The organism is Neisseria sp. HMSC070H10, from assembly GCF_001837635.1.
GTDB classification, from domain to species: domain Bacteria; phylum Pseudomonadota; class Gammaproteobacteria; order Burkholderiales; family Neisseriaceae; genus Neisseria; species Neisseria subflava_A.
The window spans coordinates 195,684-209,393 of the sequence record NZ_KV833376.1; the positions used below are offsets into that span (position 1 = coordinate 195,684).

The following is a 13,710-nucleotide window of genomic DNA, read 5'->3' on the forward strand; positions in this document are numbered from 1 at the left end:
TGGGTTGATCTGCGGTTTTAACTTCAGTGAAGCTAAAACCGCTGTTTGTGTGATTGAGGATTAGTTATTGGGAAAGTCTGATTCGTCGAACTCGGGTTCCGGGTCGCTTTGAAGGACTTTTCCGTTTAATTTCAACTCGCTGTTTTGCAGAGTCAGATGGGTTTTGACATTATCGTCTTCTAAGGTCAAATATTTTTCTCTTGCCATACTTTTGATGGTGCTGTCTACCATCAGGCGCAAGGTCTCGTTGATATCGTCGATGCTGGCACGGCCTGTGGCTTCATCTTCGGCATTGACGCTAAACAGGCTGCTTGCTTGGTTGACGGCGAGTTGTTCCAACAATTTTTGCGGTACGCTCATGTTGAAGTCAGCTTCGGTTTTTTTCAGCATATCGCCCAAGCTGTTGAGATCTTTGGCCGTCAAACCTTTAAAGGCAAGCTTGCCGCTGACATCGACATCACCATTAGGCATGGTAAATTTGAAAGTTTTGACGTTTAAAACCGGATTGTTGGTAAACAGGCCCGAAGCCTCGTTTTTGGCCGTCTGAATCAAGGAAGCCTGAATTTCTTCTTCGCTCATTTTCTTCACGGACACTTCGGCAATTTTGTTTTTCAATGCTAGAAGTGATGCGGCATCCAAATGTTCGGCAGCGACATTGATATCCAGAGGGCCGTATTTGTCTTCGCCATAGGTCAGGCTTTCAAATTGGAAGCGGCCTTCACTGTTGATGAATTTATCGACTTCGCTGGTCTGGGTATCGAAACGCAGTTTGTTGACTTCGATTTTAGACGGAGCAATCGTGCCGGTCGGATTGATAAACGCACCGATTTGCAGGTTGGTCACAAGGTTGACCAATTCGTTCAACTTAACGTTGTAATCGATATTTTCTTTCCATTGCAGCAGGAATTTATCCAACGTAATGCTGCTCTTACCCAAAGCAAGTTTGGTCAGGCCGTCTTCCGTTTCGGATTGGAAGCGCAGGTTTTCCAAAGACACATCACCTTTGTCGGCCAATTTGACTTGCAAAGACGGCGCAAGATAATCGTGACGATAGCTTTTGAAGCCTTGGCTGTAATCGGTATTGCCGCTAAAGCCTTTCCAGTTGAGCTTGATACCGGAAAGCTCTTCATAATCGAAGGCGGGAATATTGAGGCTGAGTTTGCCGTCGCCGGAAAGGTAAACCGTATTGGTCATGGTCAACGGCGTTTGCTGGCCGAAGAAGCGGTCTAAAACTTTTTTGGTTTCCGGATGGTATTGGAACTCGGTTTCCACGTGGGCGCGCGTGCCGAAGCCGCCGGCAAACGGGCCGTGTGTTACGTGGTTGATGACCGTAATCGGCTCTTGCAGGACGGTTTTCAAATTGTCCGGCAGGTATTTTTGCGTATTTTGAAGTAGGGTCGGCTTGAGGCGGATGACGGTCGTCTCGGTTGAACTAAACCAGCCGCGATCGTATTGGTGGGACTCAACGGTCAGGAAACCGGATTCCTGCAACAGCTTTTGTTGCTCGGTCAGGCTTTCTTCCGCTTTGACACCAAGATAATAAGGCGTGCCGAGCGCAGCGGCGACAACAACGGCGGCAGTCGGGATAAGATACTTTTTCATCACTTCAAACAGATTAGGTTCAAAGCGTAAAGCATAGCATTTTTTAGCTGTTTTGTCTTATCCGCCGTTTCAGACGGCCTTTAGGTAAAGATTGTGATATTATGCAAACATAAACGATTTTTACACTTTTGGCAGGCCTTACCCTGTCTGCCAAGATGTCATTAAAGGTTTGCAAATGCTTTTATTTATCGACAATTACGACAGCTTCACCTACAACATCGTTCAATACTTTGCCGAATTGGGGCAGGAAGTTTTGGTACGCTGCAACGATGAAATTACCATCGAAGAAATCGAAGCCCTAAAACCGCAATATCTGGTCATCGGCCCCGGCCCTTGCTCACCGAAAGAAGCAGGCATTTCTGTTGCGGCCATGCAGCACTTTGCCGGCAGGCTGCCCGTCATGGGCGTGTGTCTCGGCCATCAAACCATGGGCGAAGCGTTCGGCGGCAATGTCGTGCGCGCGCAAACAATGATGCACGGCAAAGTCTCCCCCGTTTTCCATCACGGCACAGGCATGTTTAAAGACCTGCCCAATCCGGTCAACTGCACGCGCTACCACAGCCTGGCCATCGACCGCGCCACCCTGCCCGACTGCCTCGAAATTACCGCTTGGACGGAAGATGGCGAAATCATGGGCGTACGCCACAAAGAATATGCCGTCGAAGGCGTACAGTTCCACCCCGAAGCCCTGCTGACCGAACACGGCCACGATATGCTGAAAAACTTCTTGGAAGAATTCAAAGACTATCGTCCGCAAAAATCTTAATGAAAGGCCGTCTGAAAGGTGTTTGACAATGTTCAAACCGCATTTTCAGACGGCCTGAATCACATCGGACACGAACAAAGGAAAAATCATGATTACCCCTCAACAAGCGATTGAACGCCTCATCAGCAACAACGAACTTTTCTACGATGAAATGACCGACCTCATGCGCCAAATCATGAGCGGCCAAGTTCCGCCCGAGCAAATCGCCGCCATCCTGACCGGCCTGCGGATTAAAGTTGAAACCGTTTCCGAGATTACCGCCGCAGCCAGCGTGATGCGTGAATTTGCCACCAAAGTGCCGCTGGAAAACGCCGATGACTTGGTCGATATTGTCGGCACGGGCGGCGATGGTGCCAAAACCTTCAATATTTCCACGACTTCCATGTTTGTCGCGGCTGCGGCAGGCGCAAAAGTCGCCAAACACGGCGGACGCTCTGTTTCTTCATCCAGCGGCGCTGCTGATGCCATGGAACAAATGGGCGCCAACCTCAACCTCAACCCCGAACAGGTTGCCCAAAGCATCCAGCAAACCGGCATCGGCTTTATGTTCGCGCCCAACCATCACAGCGCCATGCGCTATGTTGCCCCTGTCCGCCGTTCGCTCGGTTTCCGTAGCATCTTCAATATTTTGGGGCCGCTGACCAATCCTGCCGGCGCAGCAAACCAACTCTTGGGTGTGTTCCACATCGACTTGTGCGGCATTCTTTCCCGCGTATTGCAACAGCTTGGTTCCAAACATGTTTTGGTCGTGTGCGGCGAAGGCGGTTTGGATGAAATCACGCTGACCGGCAAAACCCGCGTTGCCGAACTGAAAGACGGAAAAATTACCGAATACGACATCAGCCCGGCCGATTTCGGCATGGAAGTCCGCCGCAATTTAGACGAAATCAAAGTCGAAAATGCGCAAGAATCCCTGCAAAAAATGAACGAAGTGCTGGACGGCAAAGCCGGTGCCGCACGCGATATCGTCGTCCTCAATGCCGCCGCCGCGCTCTACGCAGGAAATGTGGTCGCTTCGCTGGCAGACGGTGTCAAAGCTGCTCAAGAAGCCATCGACTCCGGCAAGGCCAAAGCCAAAAAAGACGAATTTATCGAATTTGGCAAACAGTTTGCCTAAACTGTAAAACCATAAACAAAGGCCGTCTGAAAAATCTTTCAGACGGCCTTTTATTCTTTAAATATTAAAATTTGCTTTTAATATCATTAATCAAGCCTTCAGCTTTTTCTTTGGCTTCATCAACCAAATGCTCAGCTTCTTCTTTGCCTTTTTGCAAAACATCGCCTGCTTTTTCTTCAATGTCGCCGACCACTTCTTTTACTTTGCCAACGCCTTGTTGAACCAAGCCCTCAGCTTCAAGTTTAGCATTGCCGGATACATCGCCAGCCACTTCTTTTACTTTACCGCTGATTTTATCTAATTCGCCGCTCATGGTCATACTCCTGGATTAAATGTTGATAGGATGAGTGCTGCATTACCTTATATCGGGGGCTTCGTTTCAACTTTAAAGGCCGTCTGAAAGCCAAAACATGACAAAACGAGTTAAATTAGGTCAATCCATCTGTTTCAATATCGCTTCGGCTACTGCCTTGCCTATCATCTTACTGCCAAACTCATTGAAATGAAGCCCGTCGCACAGCATCACATCGGTCAAATCCTGCTCAAACATCAAACCGTATAAATCATTGACGGCAAAGCCATATTGCCTTGCCAAATCCTCTGCCACACGGTTATAGGCCTTCAAATCAGCCAGATAACGGCGCGAGGGTTTGACGATATTGTGTACGCTTTCCAAAAACGGCGTACTGCTCGCCCAAATAATTTTTGCACCTGTCTGTTTCAGATAATCGAAAATTTGGGTCAGGTTATTGCGGTAGGTTTCTATATCGGCCACCGGCTCATTACAGCCTTGATTGTGGCGGATATCGTGCAAACCGCAGTTGATGTGAATAATGTCTCCCACAATCGCGTCCTCTGTCCATTGCCTGATATGCTCTAACACATCATGCGACGAACGGCAGTTTTCCGATGGAGAAACAATATCCGCCTCAGGCAAAGCGGTGCGCATGTAAGGCTCCGATGCAAGCCGAACGGAATCGCCGATTAAGTAAACGGTCATTTTTGTTCTCCTCCCTTTATTTAAACAAACAGCAAGGCCGTCTGAAATATCACTTATATTATTATAAGAGTGCTATTTCAGACGGCCTTAACTTCAGTCAAGTTTTATTGTTAAATCATAAATTAACGCTGACTGTTTTTATAAAAATCAATTAATTGCTTGGCCTGCAACATGGGCAGGCCAAAATGGTCGCTTACGGCTTTCAAATCCTTCCATTCCTGACCGGTCAGATTTTGCCCAACCCACTTGAGGTTTTCCGGATTGCTCTTGATTTTCTCAAAATACGCCTGCTTGCGTTTCCAGTTGCGCGACCACACCAACAACATGGTAAAAATACATAAAACAATCAATACAATATTGGTAAACAACATCATGTCCATACAACATACTCCCGCTTGGGTCTCGAAATCAGAAAATATGGATTAAAGGCCGCCTGAAAAAACAGTCTTCAGACGGCCTTTATATTATCACTCAATATTCACCCGTTTCAGGCGCAAGGCATTACCCAATACCGAAACCGAGCTTGCCGCCATTGCCGCGCCTGCGATGACGGGATTTAAAAAGCCAAGCGCAGCGAGCGGAATGCCCAAGATATTGTAGAAGAAGGCGAAAAACAGGTTTTGCTTGATGTTTTTCAAAGTCGCCTGCGATACCAACAGGGCATCGGCGAGTTGGTTGACCGAATGCTGCATCAGCGTGGCGGATGCGGTATGTTCGGCAACGTCCGCTCCGCCTTTCATGGCGAAGCTGACGTTGGCGGCGGCGAGCGCGGGTGCGTCGTTGATACCGTCGCCGACCATCGCCACGGTTTTGCCGGCGGCTTTGAGTTTCTGTACTTCGGCGGCTTTGTCGCGCGGACTCATATTGCCGAAGGCGTGTGCGATGCCCAGTTGTTTGGCGACGTATTCGACCGTGCCTTGGTTGTCGCCGCTCATGATGTAAACATCGATATTGTGTTTTTTCAGACGGCCTATGGCTTCGGCGGTATCGGCTTTCAATGCGTCGGCGAGTGCGAATGCGCCGATAGGTTTGTTGTCAACTGAGACTGCAACAATGCTTGCAATATCCCAAACGCCGTCTGAAAACTTCGGCAAGGTCAGTTCGGCAAATTCGGCTTTTCCTGCTTTCACCAAACCCACGCCTTCCACTTCGGCGGTAATGCCTGCGCCGACAACGGTTTGGGCGCTTTGTGCGGCAGGAATGTCCAAACCGCGCGCTTGGGCAGCGGAGACGATGGCGCGGGCGAGCGGGTGGGCGGTGTTTTGTTCGACGGCGGCGGCGATGCGGTACAAAGCGTCTTCGTCAAAGCCGCTGTCGGGTACGCAATAAACGGCGGCAACCTGCGGTCTGCCTTCGGTCAGCGTGCCGGTTTTGTCCAACACGACGGCATCGACGTGGGCGGCTTCTTCCATTGCCGCCGCATCTTTAAACCAAATACCGTGTTTCACTGCTTTGCCCATGCCGACCATAATCGCGGCGGGCGTCGCCAGACCGAGCGCGCACGGACAAGCAATTACCAAAACGGCAACGGCGTGCATCAGCGCAACCGTCCAATCGCCTTTTACCAGCCAAGTGGCGATAAAAGTCAGAAGCGCGATGCCCACAACAGTTGGCACAAACACCGCCGCCGCCTTATCGGCTACGCGCGCAATCGGCGCCTTGCTGCCCTGCGCTTCGGAGAGCGCGTTCATCATGTCGCCGAGCAGGGTTTGGCTGCCGAGCTGCGTGGCACGGTACACCACGCTGCCTTCGGTCATCAGCGCGCCCGCCAACACTTTGCCGCCCGCCTTTTTCTCTTCGGGGTTGGATTCGCCGGTAAGATGGCTCTCGTCCGCCCAACCGCTGCCGCTTTCAATGATGCCGTCGGCGGCAATGCGTTCGCCATGGTTGGCGCGGATAAGGTCGCCGATTTGCACTTGGTCGATGGGAAGCTGTTTCCATTCGCCATTGCGTTGCACGTTGACTTGAGTAGGCGTGAGTTTGAGCAGCAAGCCCAAGCTGTTGAGGCTGGATTTTTTGGTGCGGTGTTCCAAAAATTTGCCCAGCGACACAAAACCGATCACCATCACGCCTGCTTCAAAATACACATGCGCCATGCCGTGCGCCGCATGCGGACTGAAAAACAGCATATAAACGGAATACAGGTAAATCGACACCGTGCCGATGGTAACGAGCACGTCCATATTCGCCAGTCCGCCTTTAATGCTTGCCCACGCGCTTTTGTAAAACGGGATGGCCAGCCAAAGCTGCACCACGCTTGCCAGCACAAACTGCCATACAGGCGGAATCATCCAATCGTGCCGCCCGATCATCATGCCTGCCATGCCGATTAAAAACGGAATATTAATGGCCAGCAAAAGCCACAGCCTCCAGCCGATATGGTGTTCTGCTTCAGGTTGCGGCAATGTATCTTCCGTTTTTTCCTTTGCGCCGTAACCGGTTTTCTCAATGATTTTGGCGATGTCGGCAGCGGAAGTTTTGCTGTCGTCAAACGTAACCTGCGCCTCCTCGCTGGCAAAGTTTACCCCTGCCGATTCGACAAAATCTTTTTTGTTCAACACTTTTTCAATGCGCGAAGCGCAGGCCTGACAGGTCATGCCTTCGATTTGGAAACGGACTTTTTGTTGCATGGTTTCTTCCTTCTGAATGTGGTTGGGCTACCTGAAAAAAGCGGAGCAGGGTTTTCAGGTAGCCTTTGGGGTGTTGCAGTCGATTTGTTGCGATTCGATTTACAAAGCCGCATCAAAGCCGCCGTCTTCCACCGCTTCTATCAGCGCGGCGGGGTTGGTTTGGGCGGGGTCGAATTCCACGACGGCGTTCTTGTTTTCCAGGCTCACTTCGGCCTTGTCCACGCCGTTTACGCCTTCGAGGATGCTGGTAACGCTTTTCACGCAGCCGCCGCAGGTCATGCCTTCGATGTTTAATGTGATGGTTTGCATAGGGTTTCCTTTCTGTTGGAATGAGGCTGAGGTTTTAAAGCCCGTTGCAGCCAAAGCTTTCAGGTAGCCTGAAATGATGGGTCTGCTCTTGCTTTCCTGCTAAGTGCCGCCACTATAAAGCTTCACCCGAAGTAAAGGTCAAGCATCATGATGAACATCAGCCAGGCCGCGGCCGAGAGCGGCCTTTCCGCCAAACAAATCCGCGACTACGAAAAGCACGGCCTAATCGCCCCGGCCGCGCGCAGCGAAGCGGGCTACCGCCGCTACGGACAGGCCGACCTTGTCCGGCTGCGCTTTATCCGCCATGCGCGGGAAGTGGGCTTTTCGCTGCCGCAGATCGGGCAGCTTTTGAGCCTGCAACACAACCCGCAGCGTACCAGCCGCGAAGTGAAAACGCTCACTGCGCGGCACATCGCCGAGCTGGAAGCCAAAATCGAACGCTTGCAGGGCATGGTGGCCGAGCTGCAACGTTGGCACGATGCCTGCACGGGAGACGACTTCCCGGATTGTGCGATTTTGGCCGGGCTGGAGGAGCGTTAGGCGGCTTTGGCAGAATAGAAACAGGCTACCTGAAAAGTTTCAGGTAGCCTTAGTCGGCCGCTAACGGTTTGGTACAGGCCTCGTCGTAATACGGCAGCCACTTGCCGCCGCTTTGCTTCAGATATGCGCGAAAACTTTTGTTTACCCGTGTGGCGGTGTAATCCAAATAATGGCAAAAAGTAAGTTATCAAGAGACAGAGGCCGTCTGAAGCGTTTCAGACGGCCTTTTCAAAATACGCTTATCGGTTACAAAGCCACATCGTAGCCGCCGTCTTCTACGGCATCAATCAGCGCATCGGTATCTGTCTTGCTTTCATCAAAAGTAATCACTGCATTTTTGTTTTCCAAGCTGACTTCTGCTTTTTCCACGCCTTCTACGCCTTCCAAAAGATGGGTTACGCTTTTCACGCAGCCGCCGCAGGTCATGCCGTCGATATTGAGGGTAACAGTTTGCATTTGTATTTCCTTTCATTCAAACAAATATAGTTGCCAAATACTTTACTCCTTACACAAACAGCTTGCAAATTCTTCATTAAGGCCGTCTGAAAAATGCAGATAGGCGTACAATAACGACCTTTGCTTCATCAAACGGACATAATAATGACTTCAACATTCAAACAATGGGTTAGCGTATGCGCGCTGGCGGTGGGTGCATTTATTTTCAATACCACCGAATACATTCCGATTGCGCTTTTGAGCGACATCGGTCAGAGCTTTGGCAAACCGGCAACGGAAGTGGGCATGATGATTACGGTGTATGCATGGATTGTTGCGCTCCTATCGCTGCCGCTGATGCTGATGACGAAAAACATCGAACGGCGCAAATTATTGCTGATGCTGTTTGCACTGTTTGCGCTGTTTCACGCGCTGTCGTTCTTTTCTTGGAACTTCAACATCCTTTTGGTCAGCCGTATCGGAATTGCGCTGACACACGCGGTCTTTTGGTCAATTACGGCTTCTTTGGCGGTACGGCTTGCCCCCGCCGGCAAAACCAATCAGGCTTTGGGCTTGCTCAGTACGGGTACGGTTTTAGCGATGGTTTTGGGCATTCCGCTGGGGCGCGTGGTCGGGCAATACTTCGGCTGGCAGCTCAGCTTCCTGCTGATCGGGGGCTGTGCTGCCGGCGTAATGCTGGTGTTGGCCAAAAACCTGCCTGCTTTACCCAGCCAAAATACCGGCTCTTTAAGCAGCCTGCCGAGTTTGTTCAAACGCCGCAACCTGATGTTGCTTTATGCCATGACGGTGTTGATTATTACGGCACACTTCACGGCATACAGCTATATCGAGCCTTTTGTGTTGCAAGTTGGCGGATTTAAGGCAGAACAAGTTACCATCGTTTTGAGCCTGTACGGTTTGGCAGGCTTTGCCGCTTCTTATTTGTTTGGCAAATGGTTTGCCAAATCGCAACGCCTGTTTATGCTTGGCGCGGTGGCGGTCATCCTGCTCTCTGCCCTGCTTCTTCTGCCGTTTGCCTCTTTCCCTTATGCGGTGTACGCGCTGGTGTTTATTTGGGGAGTGGCCATCGTCATTGTCAGCTTGGGCATGGTGTCGAAAGTCTTGGCATTTGCCTCAGATGCAACAGATGTGGCCAACTCGATTTATTCAGGTTTGTACAACGTCGGTATCGGCGGCGGTGCGCTTTTGGGACATTATGTGACCGTCTGGTTCGGCCTTTCCAATATCGGCATTGCCGGAGCCTTGCTGGCAGCGGCAGGTCTGGCCGTTTGCGGCTTGTTGTTTAAGGAACAAGACAATCTGACGCAAAACGTTTAAATCCATATAAATCAGGATGGTATTACTGACCTGGCCGTAATTTTGGTAGTTTTACCGGTTTGTCCCGATTCTTATTAACCCACGATGGGTCTTCATTCGCCGGATAAGCAGTTTTCTTGCTGCTTATCCGGTTTTCATTTCATTTTTAAAAAACAATTTACAATTTGTTTACACTACATCAAATTACAAATATACTGTCGCCTATTAGGCCGTCTGAACGTACGGCTGAAAAGAAAAACCAATCATGTTTCAGAGGAATACATCATGGACTTAAACGCCAAGGATAAGACTCAGCATCCTGAGAACGTCGAGCTTCTCAGTGCGCAGAAGCCGATTACCGACTTTAAAGGACTGCTGACGACCATTATCTCTGCTGTTGTCTGCTTCGGCATTTATTACATCCTTCCCTACAGCCCCGATGCCAATAAAGGTATCGCGCTGTTGCTTTTTGTTGCGGCACTTTGGTTTACCGAAGCCGTACACATTACCGTTACCGCGCTGATGATCCCTATCCTTGCCGTTGTACTCGGCTTCCCAGATATGGACATCAAAAAAGCGATGGCTGGTTTCTCCGACCCGACGATTTATATCTTCTTCGGCGGCTTCGCGCTTGCAACCGCCCTGCACATGCAACGTCTCGACCGTAAAATCGCCGTCAGCCTGTTGCGCTTGTCCCGCGGCAATATGAAAGTTGCCGTGTTGATGCTGTTTGCCGTTACCGCTTTCCTGTCTATGTGGATCAGTAACACTGCGACTGCCGCGATGATGTTGCCTTTGGCAATGGGCATGATGAGCCACCTCGACCAAGAAAAAGAACGCAAAACCTACGTCTTCGTCCTGCTTGGCATCGCCTACTGCGCCAGTATCGGCGGCTTGGGCACCGTGGTTGGCTCTCCGCCGAACATGATTGCCGCCAAAGCGCTGAACTTGGACTTCGTCGGCTGGATGAAGCTCGGCCTGCCGATGATGCTGTTGATTCTGCCGCTGATGCTGTTCTCCATGTACGTCATCCTCAAACCTAATTTGAACGAGCGCGTGGAAGTTAAAGCCGAATCTATCCCTTGGACTTTGCACCGCGTTATCGCGTTGTTGATTTTCTTGGCCGCAGCCATCGCTTGGGTATTCAGCTCCAAAATCAAAGCTGCATTCGGCATTTCCAACCCCGATACCGTTATCGCGCTGATTGCCGCCGTTGCCGTCGTCGTATTCGGCGTGGCGCAATGGAAAGAAGTTGCCCGCAATACCGACTGGGGTGTATTGATGCTCTTCGGTGGCGGTATCAGCTTGAGCGCATTGCTGCAATCTTCCGGCGCATCTGAAGCTCTGGGTCAGCAAGTTGCTTCCACGTTCTCCCATTCTCCTGCATTGCTGGTGATTTTCGTGGTTGCCGCCTTCATCATCTTCCTGACCGAGTTCACCAGTAACACGGCTTCCGCCGCCTTGCTTGTACCTATTTTCGCCAGCATCGCCGCACAAATGGGTCTGCCCGAACAAGTCTTGGTATTCGTCATCGGCATTGGCGCATCTTGTGCCTTCATGCTGCCGGTTGCCACGCCGCCTAACGCGATTGTGTTCGGTACAGGCTTGATTAAGCAACGCGAAATGATGAACGTTGGCTTATTGCTGAACGTCCTCTGTATCGTATTGGTTGCGCTGTGGGCTTATTTCGTCCTGATGCCGTAAACCCGTAAAACCATATCCCAGGCCGTCTGAAAGAATATTTTTCAGACGGCCTTGAAGTTTGTCGTTCAGACACAATTTAACGAATGATTCAAAACCGGATTCTAACGAAAGGAAACCCATGATTATCCTGCACACCAACAAAGGCGATATCAAAATCGAACTCGATTTCGACAAAGCCCCCGTTACAGCTAAAAACTTCGAGCAATACGTTAAAGACGGCTTCTACGACGGCGTAATCTTCCACCGCGTCATCAAAGGCTTCATGATTCAAGGCGGCGGCATGGATGAAAACATGAACGAAAAAGAAACCCGCGATCCGATTCAAAACGAAGCGTCCAACGGTTTGCCTAACGAAAAATACACCATCGCCATGGCGCGTACTTCCGATCCTCATTCTGCCAGCGCGCAATTCTTCATCAACACTGCCGACAACGCTTTCCTGAACTTCCGTTCTAAAGAGCTGTACGGCAAAACCGTAGTCCAAGACTGGGGCTATGCCGTATTCGGTAAAGTCGTTGACGGTTTTGACGTTGTCGATGCCATCGAAGGCGTTTCTACCAAACGTCACGGCTACCACGACGACGTACCGAGCGAACCAGTCATCATCACTAAAGCCGAAGTGGTTTAATTGATTTGATTTCCCATAAAAACAGCCTGTCCGAATTAAAACCGGATAGGCTGTTTTTCAATAATGACGCATACCGTCACACATCATAAGTACCGACCACGCATGCCGAATCCAAGACATGACCCTGCATGGCAAAATGCAGCTCATTAAAGCGGAAACCGCGCGGTAAATCCAAAACAGTATCCAGCGCGTACACAATCAGTTCATAACGATGGCGGTTGTTCGGTGGTGCCATACCGCCGTAAAAAGAAGCCTCTTCAATTTCAAATTTACCCAACGCACTCGCCCAAGTGTTCGCGCCCTGTGTGAAATCTGTTGCAGAAATACTTTCATTTTCTGCCACGGAAGTGCGTTTCAAATCCGAAATCAACCAATGCGTCCATACGAAGCCGGATGCTGAAATGGCATCTTTGTCTTCCAGCACCACGGCAAACGATTTTGTTCCTTCAGGCGCATCTTCAATCTCAAAAGGAATCGAATAAGAAGGCATACCGCTCGGGCTGAACTGGCTGCCGCGCTTGCCGTATTTGTCTTCAAATTCGCCGTTGACAATAGCTTTACTGCTGACTTTCATCTTATATCTCCCAATAGTAGGTTTGTTCATTCTAACAAACACCAAGGCCGTCTGAAAGATACTGCCGTTTTCACTTTCCCGATGCCGCATTTTCAGACGGCCTCAAGCAATATTCACAATTCGATCAAACACATTTGACATTCCATAGTATAATCCGCCGCATGAAAATTACACAGGATACGCATTATGGATTGGAAAGGTCGTGAACAAAGCCAAAACGTCGAAGATCGCCGCGGAAGCCGTGGCGGCGGCAGCGGTAAAACGCCGGGCATACTCGGCATTATCGTGGTTTTGATCGGCGCATATTACGGCGTGGATTTGAGCGGTTTGGTTGGCGGCTCATCTTCGATGGGCATTCCTACCCAGCAAGCTTCCCGACTCGACAGCCAACAAGAAGCCGAGTTGAAAGAACTGTCCCGTGTCGTCCTTGCTAATACCGAAAAAACATGGAGTAAATATTTCCAGCAACACGGCCAACACTACACACCGACAACCATGGTGTTGTATGAAGGCAGTACGTCCACCGCCTGCGGTACGGGCCAATCTGCCATGGGCCCGTTTTACTGTCCGGGCGACCAAAGAGTTTATTTGGATTTGAGTTTCTACGAAGACATGCGCACCAAGCTCGAATCCGCCAGCGATGCCGCGTTTGCCTACGTTATTGCCCATGAAGTCGGCCATCACGTTCAAAACCTGCTCGGCATTCTGCCTAAAATCCACAAAATGCAACAGCAAGTCGGCAAAAAAGAGGCCAATGCCCTTTCCGTCAAACTCGAATTGCAGGCCGACTGCTTCGCCGGTATTTGGGGACACTACGCCATCAACAACAATATCTTCAAAACAGAAGACATTCAAAAAGCGATGCTTGCCGCCGAATCCGTCGGCGACGACCGCTTGCAGAAACAGGCGCAGGGCTATGTCGTTCCCGACAGCTTTACCCATGGCTCGTCCGAAGAACGCATGACTTGGCTCAAGCGCGGTTTGGAAAGCGGCGACATCAACCAGTGCAACACTTTCAACAATTGATTCGTCCAAACAACACTGTTCTTTGATGTAACGACAAAAGGCCGTCTGATTTTTTCAGACGG

General features: G+C 50.4%; 15 protein-coding genes. 7 read left to right on the plus strand and 8 right to left on the minus strand.

The annotated features are described in order from the left end of the window. Nucleotides 1-60: 60 nt before the first annotated feature. Nucleotides 61-1,602, minus strand: coding sequence for a YdgA family protein (locus HMPREF2606_RS06835; protein WP_070712640.1), 1,542 nt, complete (start codon nt 1,600-1,602; stop codon nt 61-63). Between the two features lie 175 nt (nt 1,603-1,777). On the opposite strand from HMPREF2606_RS06835, the gene HMPREF2606_RS06840 reads away from it, so the two are divergent. Then, entirely contained in the window at nt 1,778-2,368 is a 591-nt protein-coding gene (locus tag HMPREF2606_RS06840) for an aminodeoxychorismate/anthranilate synthase component II (RefSeq protein WP_003683598.1), read from the plus strand. A gap of 88 nt (nt 2,369-2,456) precedes the next feature. After that, nucleotides 2,457-3,485, plus strand: coding sequence for an anthranilate phosphoribosyltransferase (gene trpD / locus HMPREF2606_RS06845; protein ID WP_070712638.1), 1,029 nt, complete (start codon nt 2,457-2,459; stop codon nt 3,483-3,485). A 64-nt stretch (nt 3,486-3,549) separates the two neighbouring features. Here the strand turns inward: trpD and HMPREF2606_RS06850 are convergent, their stop codons facing one another. From HMPREF2606_RS06850 to HMPREF2606_RS06870, 5 genes are all read right to left on the minus strand, one after another. Beyond that, nucleotides 3,550-3,798, minus strand: coding sequence for a CsbD family protein (locus HMPREF2606_RS06850; protein ID WP_070646866.1), 249 nt, complete (start codon nt 3,796-3,798; stop codon nt 3,550-3,552). Between the two features lie 120 nt (nt 3,799-3,918). Beyond that, nucleotides 3,919-4,485, minus strand: coding sequence for an SGNH/GDSL hydrolase family protein (locus HMPREF2606_RS06855; RefSeq protein ID WP_070712636.1), 567 nt, complete (start codon nt 4,483-4,485; stop codon nt 3,919-3,921). Between the two features lie 122 nt (nt 4,486-4,607). Next, on the minus strand, nt 4,608-4,865 hold the full coding sequence (locus HMPREF2606_RS06860; protein ID WP_070712634.1) for a hypothetical protein: 258 nt from the start codon (nt 4,863-4,865) through the stop codon (nt 4,608-4,610). Between the two features lie 87 nt (nt 4,866-4,952). After that, complete coding sequence (locus HMPREF2606_RS06865; RefSeq protein ID WP_070712631.1) at nt 4,953-7,115, minus strand: heavy metal translocating P-type ATPase; 2,163 nt, start codon at nt 7,113-7,115, stop codon at nt 4,953-4,955. A gap of 99 nt (nt 7,116-7,214) precedes the next feature. Continuing rightward, nucleotides 7,215-7,424, minus strand: a complete 210-nt coding sequence (locus HMPREF2606_RS06870; RefSeq protein WP_003674677.1) for a heavy-metal-associated domain-containing protein — start codon at nt 7,422-7,424, stop codon at nt 7,215-7,217. A 147-nt stretch (nt 7,425-7,571) separates the two neighbouring features. Between HMPREF2606_RS06870 and cueR the strand changes: the two genes are divergently transcribed. Further along, nucleotides 7,572-7,964, plus strand: coding sequence for a Cu(I)-responsive transcriptional regulator (gene cueR / locus HMPREF2606_RS06875; RefSeq protein WP_070646861.1), 393 nt, complete (start codon nt 7,572-7,574; stop codon nt 7,962-7,964). 246 nt (nt 7,965-8,210) lie between these two features. On the opposite strand, the gene HMPREF2606_RS06880 is transcribed toward cueR, so the two are convergent. Continuing rightward, a complete protein-coding gene (locus tag HMPREF2606_RS06880) occupies nt 8,211-8,420 on the minus strand; it encodes a heavy-metal-associated domain-containing protein (RefSeq protein WP_070843461.1) in 210 nt (69 codons plus the stop codon). A 144-nt stretch (nt 8,421-8,564) separates the two neighbouring features. Here HMPREF2606_RS06880 and HMPREF2606_RS06885 point away from each other — a divergent pair, with 144 nt between their 5' ends. The 3 genes from HMPREF2606_RS06885 to HMPREF2606_RS06895 all read left to right on the plus strand — a co-directional run bounded on the left by HMPREF2606_RS06885 (nt 8,565) and on the right by HMPREF2606_RS06895 (nt 12,048). Beyond that, nucleotides 8,565-9,737 (plus strand): sugar transporter, encoded by a 1,173-nt coding sequence (locus HMPREF2606_RS06885; protein ID WP_070712627.1) that lies wholly within the window; start codon nt 8,565-8,567, stop codon nt 9,735-9,737. A 264-nt stretch (nt 9,738-10,001) separates the two neighbouring features. Further along, a complete protein-coding gene (locus HMPREF2606_RS06890; protein ID WP_070712625.1) occupies nt 10,002-11,420 on the plus strand; it encodes an SLC13 family permease in 1,419 nt (472 codons plus the stop codon). A gap of 118 nt (nt 11,421-11,538) precedes the next feature. Then, a complete protein-coding gene (locus tag HMPREF2606_RS06895) occupies nt 11,539-12,048 on the plus strand; it encodes a peptidylprolyl isomerase (protein ID WP_004519830.1) in 510 nt (169 codons plus the stop codon). Nucleotides 12,049-12,124: 76 nt separating this feature from the next. Here the strand turns inward: HMPREF2606_RS06895 and HMPREF2606_RS06900 are convergent, their stop codons facing one another. Continuing rightward, nucleotides 12,125-12,622, minus strand: coding sequence for a YbhB/YbcL family Raf kinase inhibitor-like protein (locus tag HMPREF2606_RS06900; protein WP_002232090.1), 498 nt, complete (start codon nt 12,620-12,622; stop codon nt 12,125-12,127). Nucleotides 12,623-12,808: 186 nt separating this feature from the next. Between HMPREF2606_RS06900 and HMPREF2606_RS06905 the strand changes: the two genes are divergently transcribed. Beyond that, the gene (locus HMPREF2606_RS06905; protein WP_070583383.1) at nt 12,809-13,648 is read left to right on the plus strand and encodes a KPN_02809 family neutral zinc metallopeptidase; all 840 of its coding nucleotides are present in this window, start codon (nt 12,809-12,811) and stop codon (nt 13,646-13,648) included. Nucleotides 13,649-13,710 lie beyond the last annotated feature (62 nt).

Bases quoted from the DNA above. Each gene is read 5' to 3' on its own strand.
- HMPREF2606_RS06835 (WP_070712640.1), bottom strand. From the start codon at position 1,602: ATGAAAAAGTATCTTATCCCGACTGCCGCCGTTGTTGTCGCCGCTGCG.
- HMPREF2606_RS06840 (WP_003683598.1), top strand. From the start codon at position 1,778: ATGCTTTTATTTATCGACAATTACGACAGCTTCACCTACAACATCGTT.
- trpD (WP_070712638.1), top strand. From the start codon at position 2,457: ATGATTACCCCTCAACAAGCGATTGAACGCCTCATCAGCAACAACGAA.
- HMPREF2606_RS06850 (WP_070646866.1), bottom strand. From the start codon at position 3,798: ATGAGCGGCGAATTAGATAAAATCAGCGGTAAAGTAAAAGAAGTGGCT.
- HMPREF2606_RS06855 (WP_070712636.1), bottom strand. From the start codon at position 4,485: ATGACCGTTTACTTAATCGGCGATTCCGTTCGGCTTGCATCGGAGCCT.
- HMPREF2606_RS06860 (WP_070712634.1), bottom strand. From the start codon at position 4,865: ATGGACATGATGTTGTTTACCAATATTGTATTGATTGTTTTATGTATT.
- HMPREF2606_RS06865 (WP_070712631.1), bottom strand. From the start codon at position 7,115: ATGCAACAAAAAGTCCGTTTCCAAATCGAAGGCATGACCTGTCAGGCC.
- HMPREF2606_RS06870 (WP_003674677.1), bottom strand. From the start codon at position 7,424: ATGCAAACCATCACATTAAACATCGAAGGCATGACCTGCGGCGGCTGC.
- cueR (WP_070646861.1), top strand. From the start codon at position 7,572: ATGATGAACATCAGCCAGGCCGCGGCCGAGAGCGGCCTTTCCGCCAAA.
- HMPREF2606_RS06880 (WP_070843461.1), bottom strand. From the start codon at position 8,420: ATGCAAACTGTTACCCTCAATATCGACGGCATGACCTGCGGCGGCTGC.
- HMPREF2606_RS06885 (WP_070712627.1), top strand. From the start codon at position 8,565: ATGACTTCAACATTCAAACAATGGGTTAGCGTATGCGCGCTGGCGGTG.
- HMPREF2606_RS06890 (WP_070712625.1), top strand. From the start codon at position 10,002: ATGGACTTAAACGCCAAGGATAAGACTCAGCATCCTGAGAACGTCGAG.
- HMPREF2606_RS06895 (WP_004519830.1), top strand. From the start codon at position 11,539: ATGATTATCCTGCACACCAACAAAGGCGATATCAAAATCGAACTCGAT.
- HMPREF2606_RS06900 (WP_002232090.1), bottom strand. From the start codon at position 12,622: ATGAAAGTCAGCAGTAAAGCTATTGTCAACGGCGAATTTGAAGACAAA.
- HMPREF2606_RS06905 (WP_070583383.1), top strand. From the start codon at position 12,809: ATGGATTGGAAAGGTCGTGAACAAAGCCAAAACGTCGAAGATCGCCGC.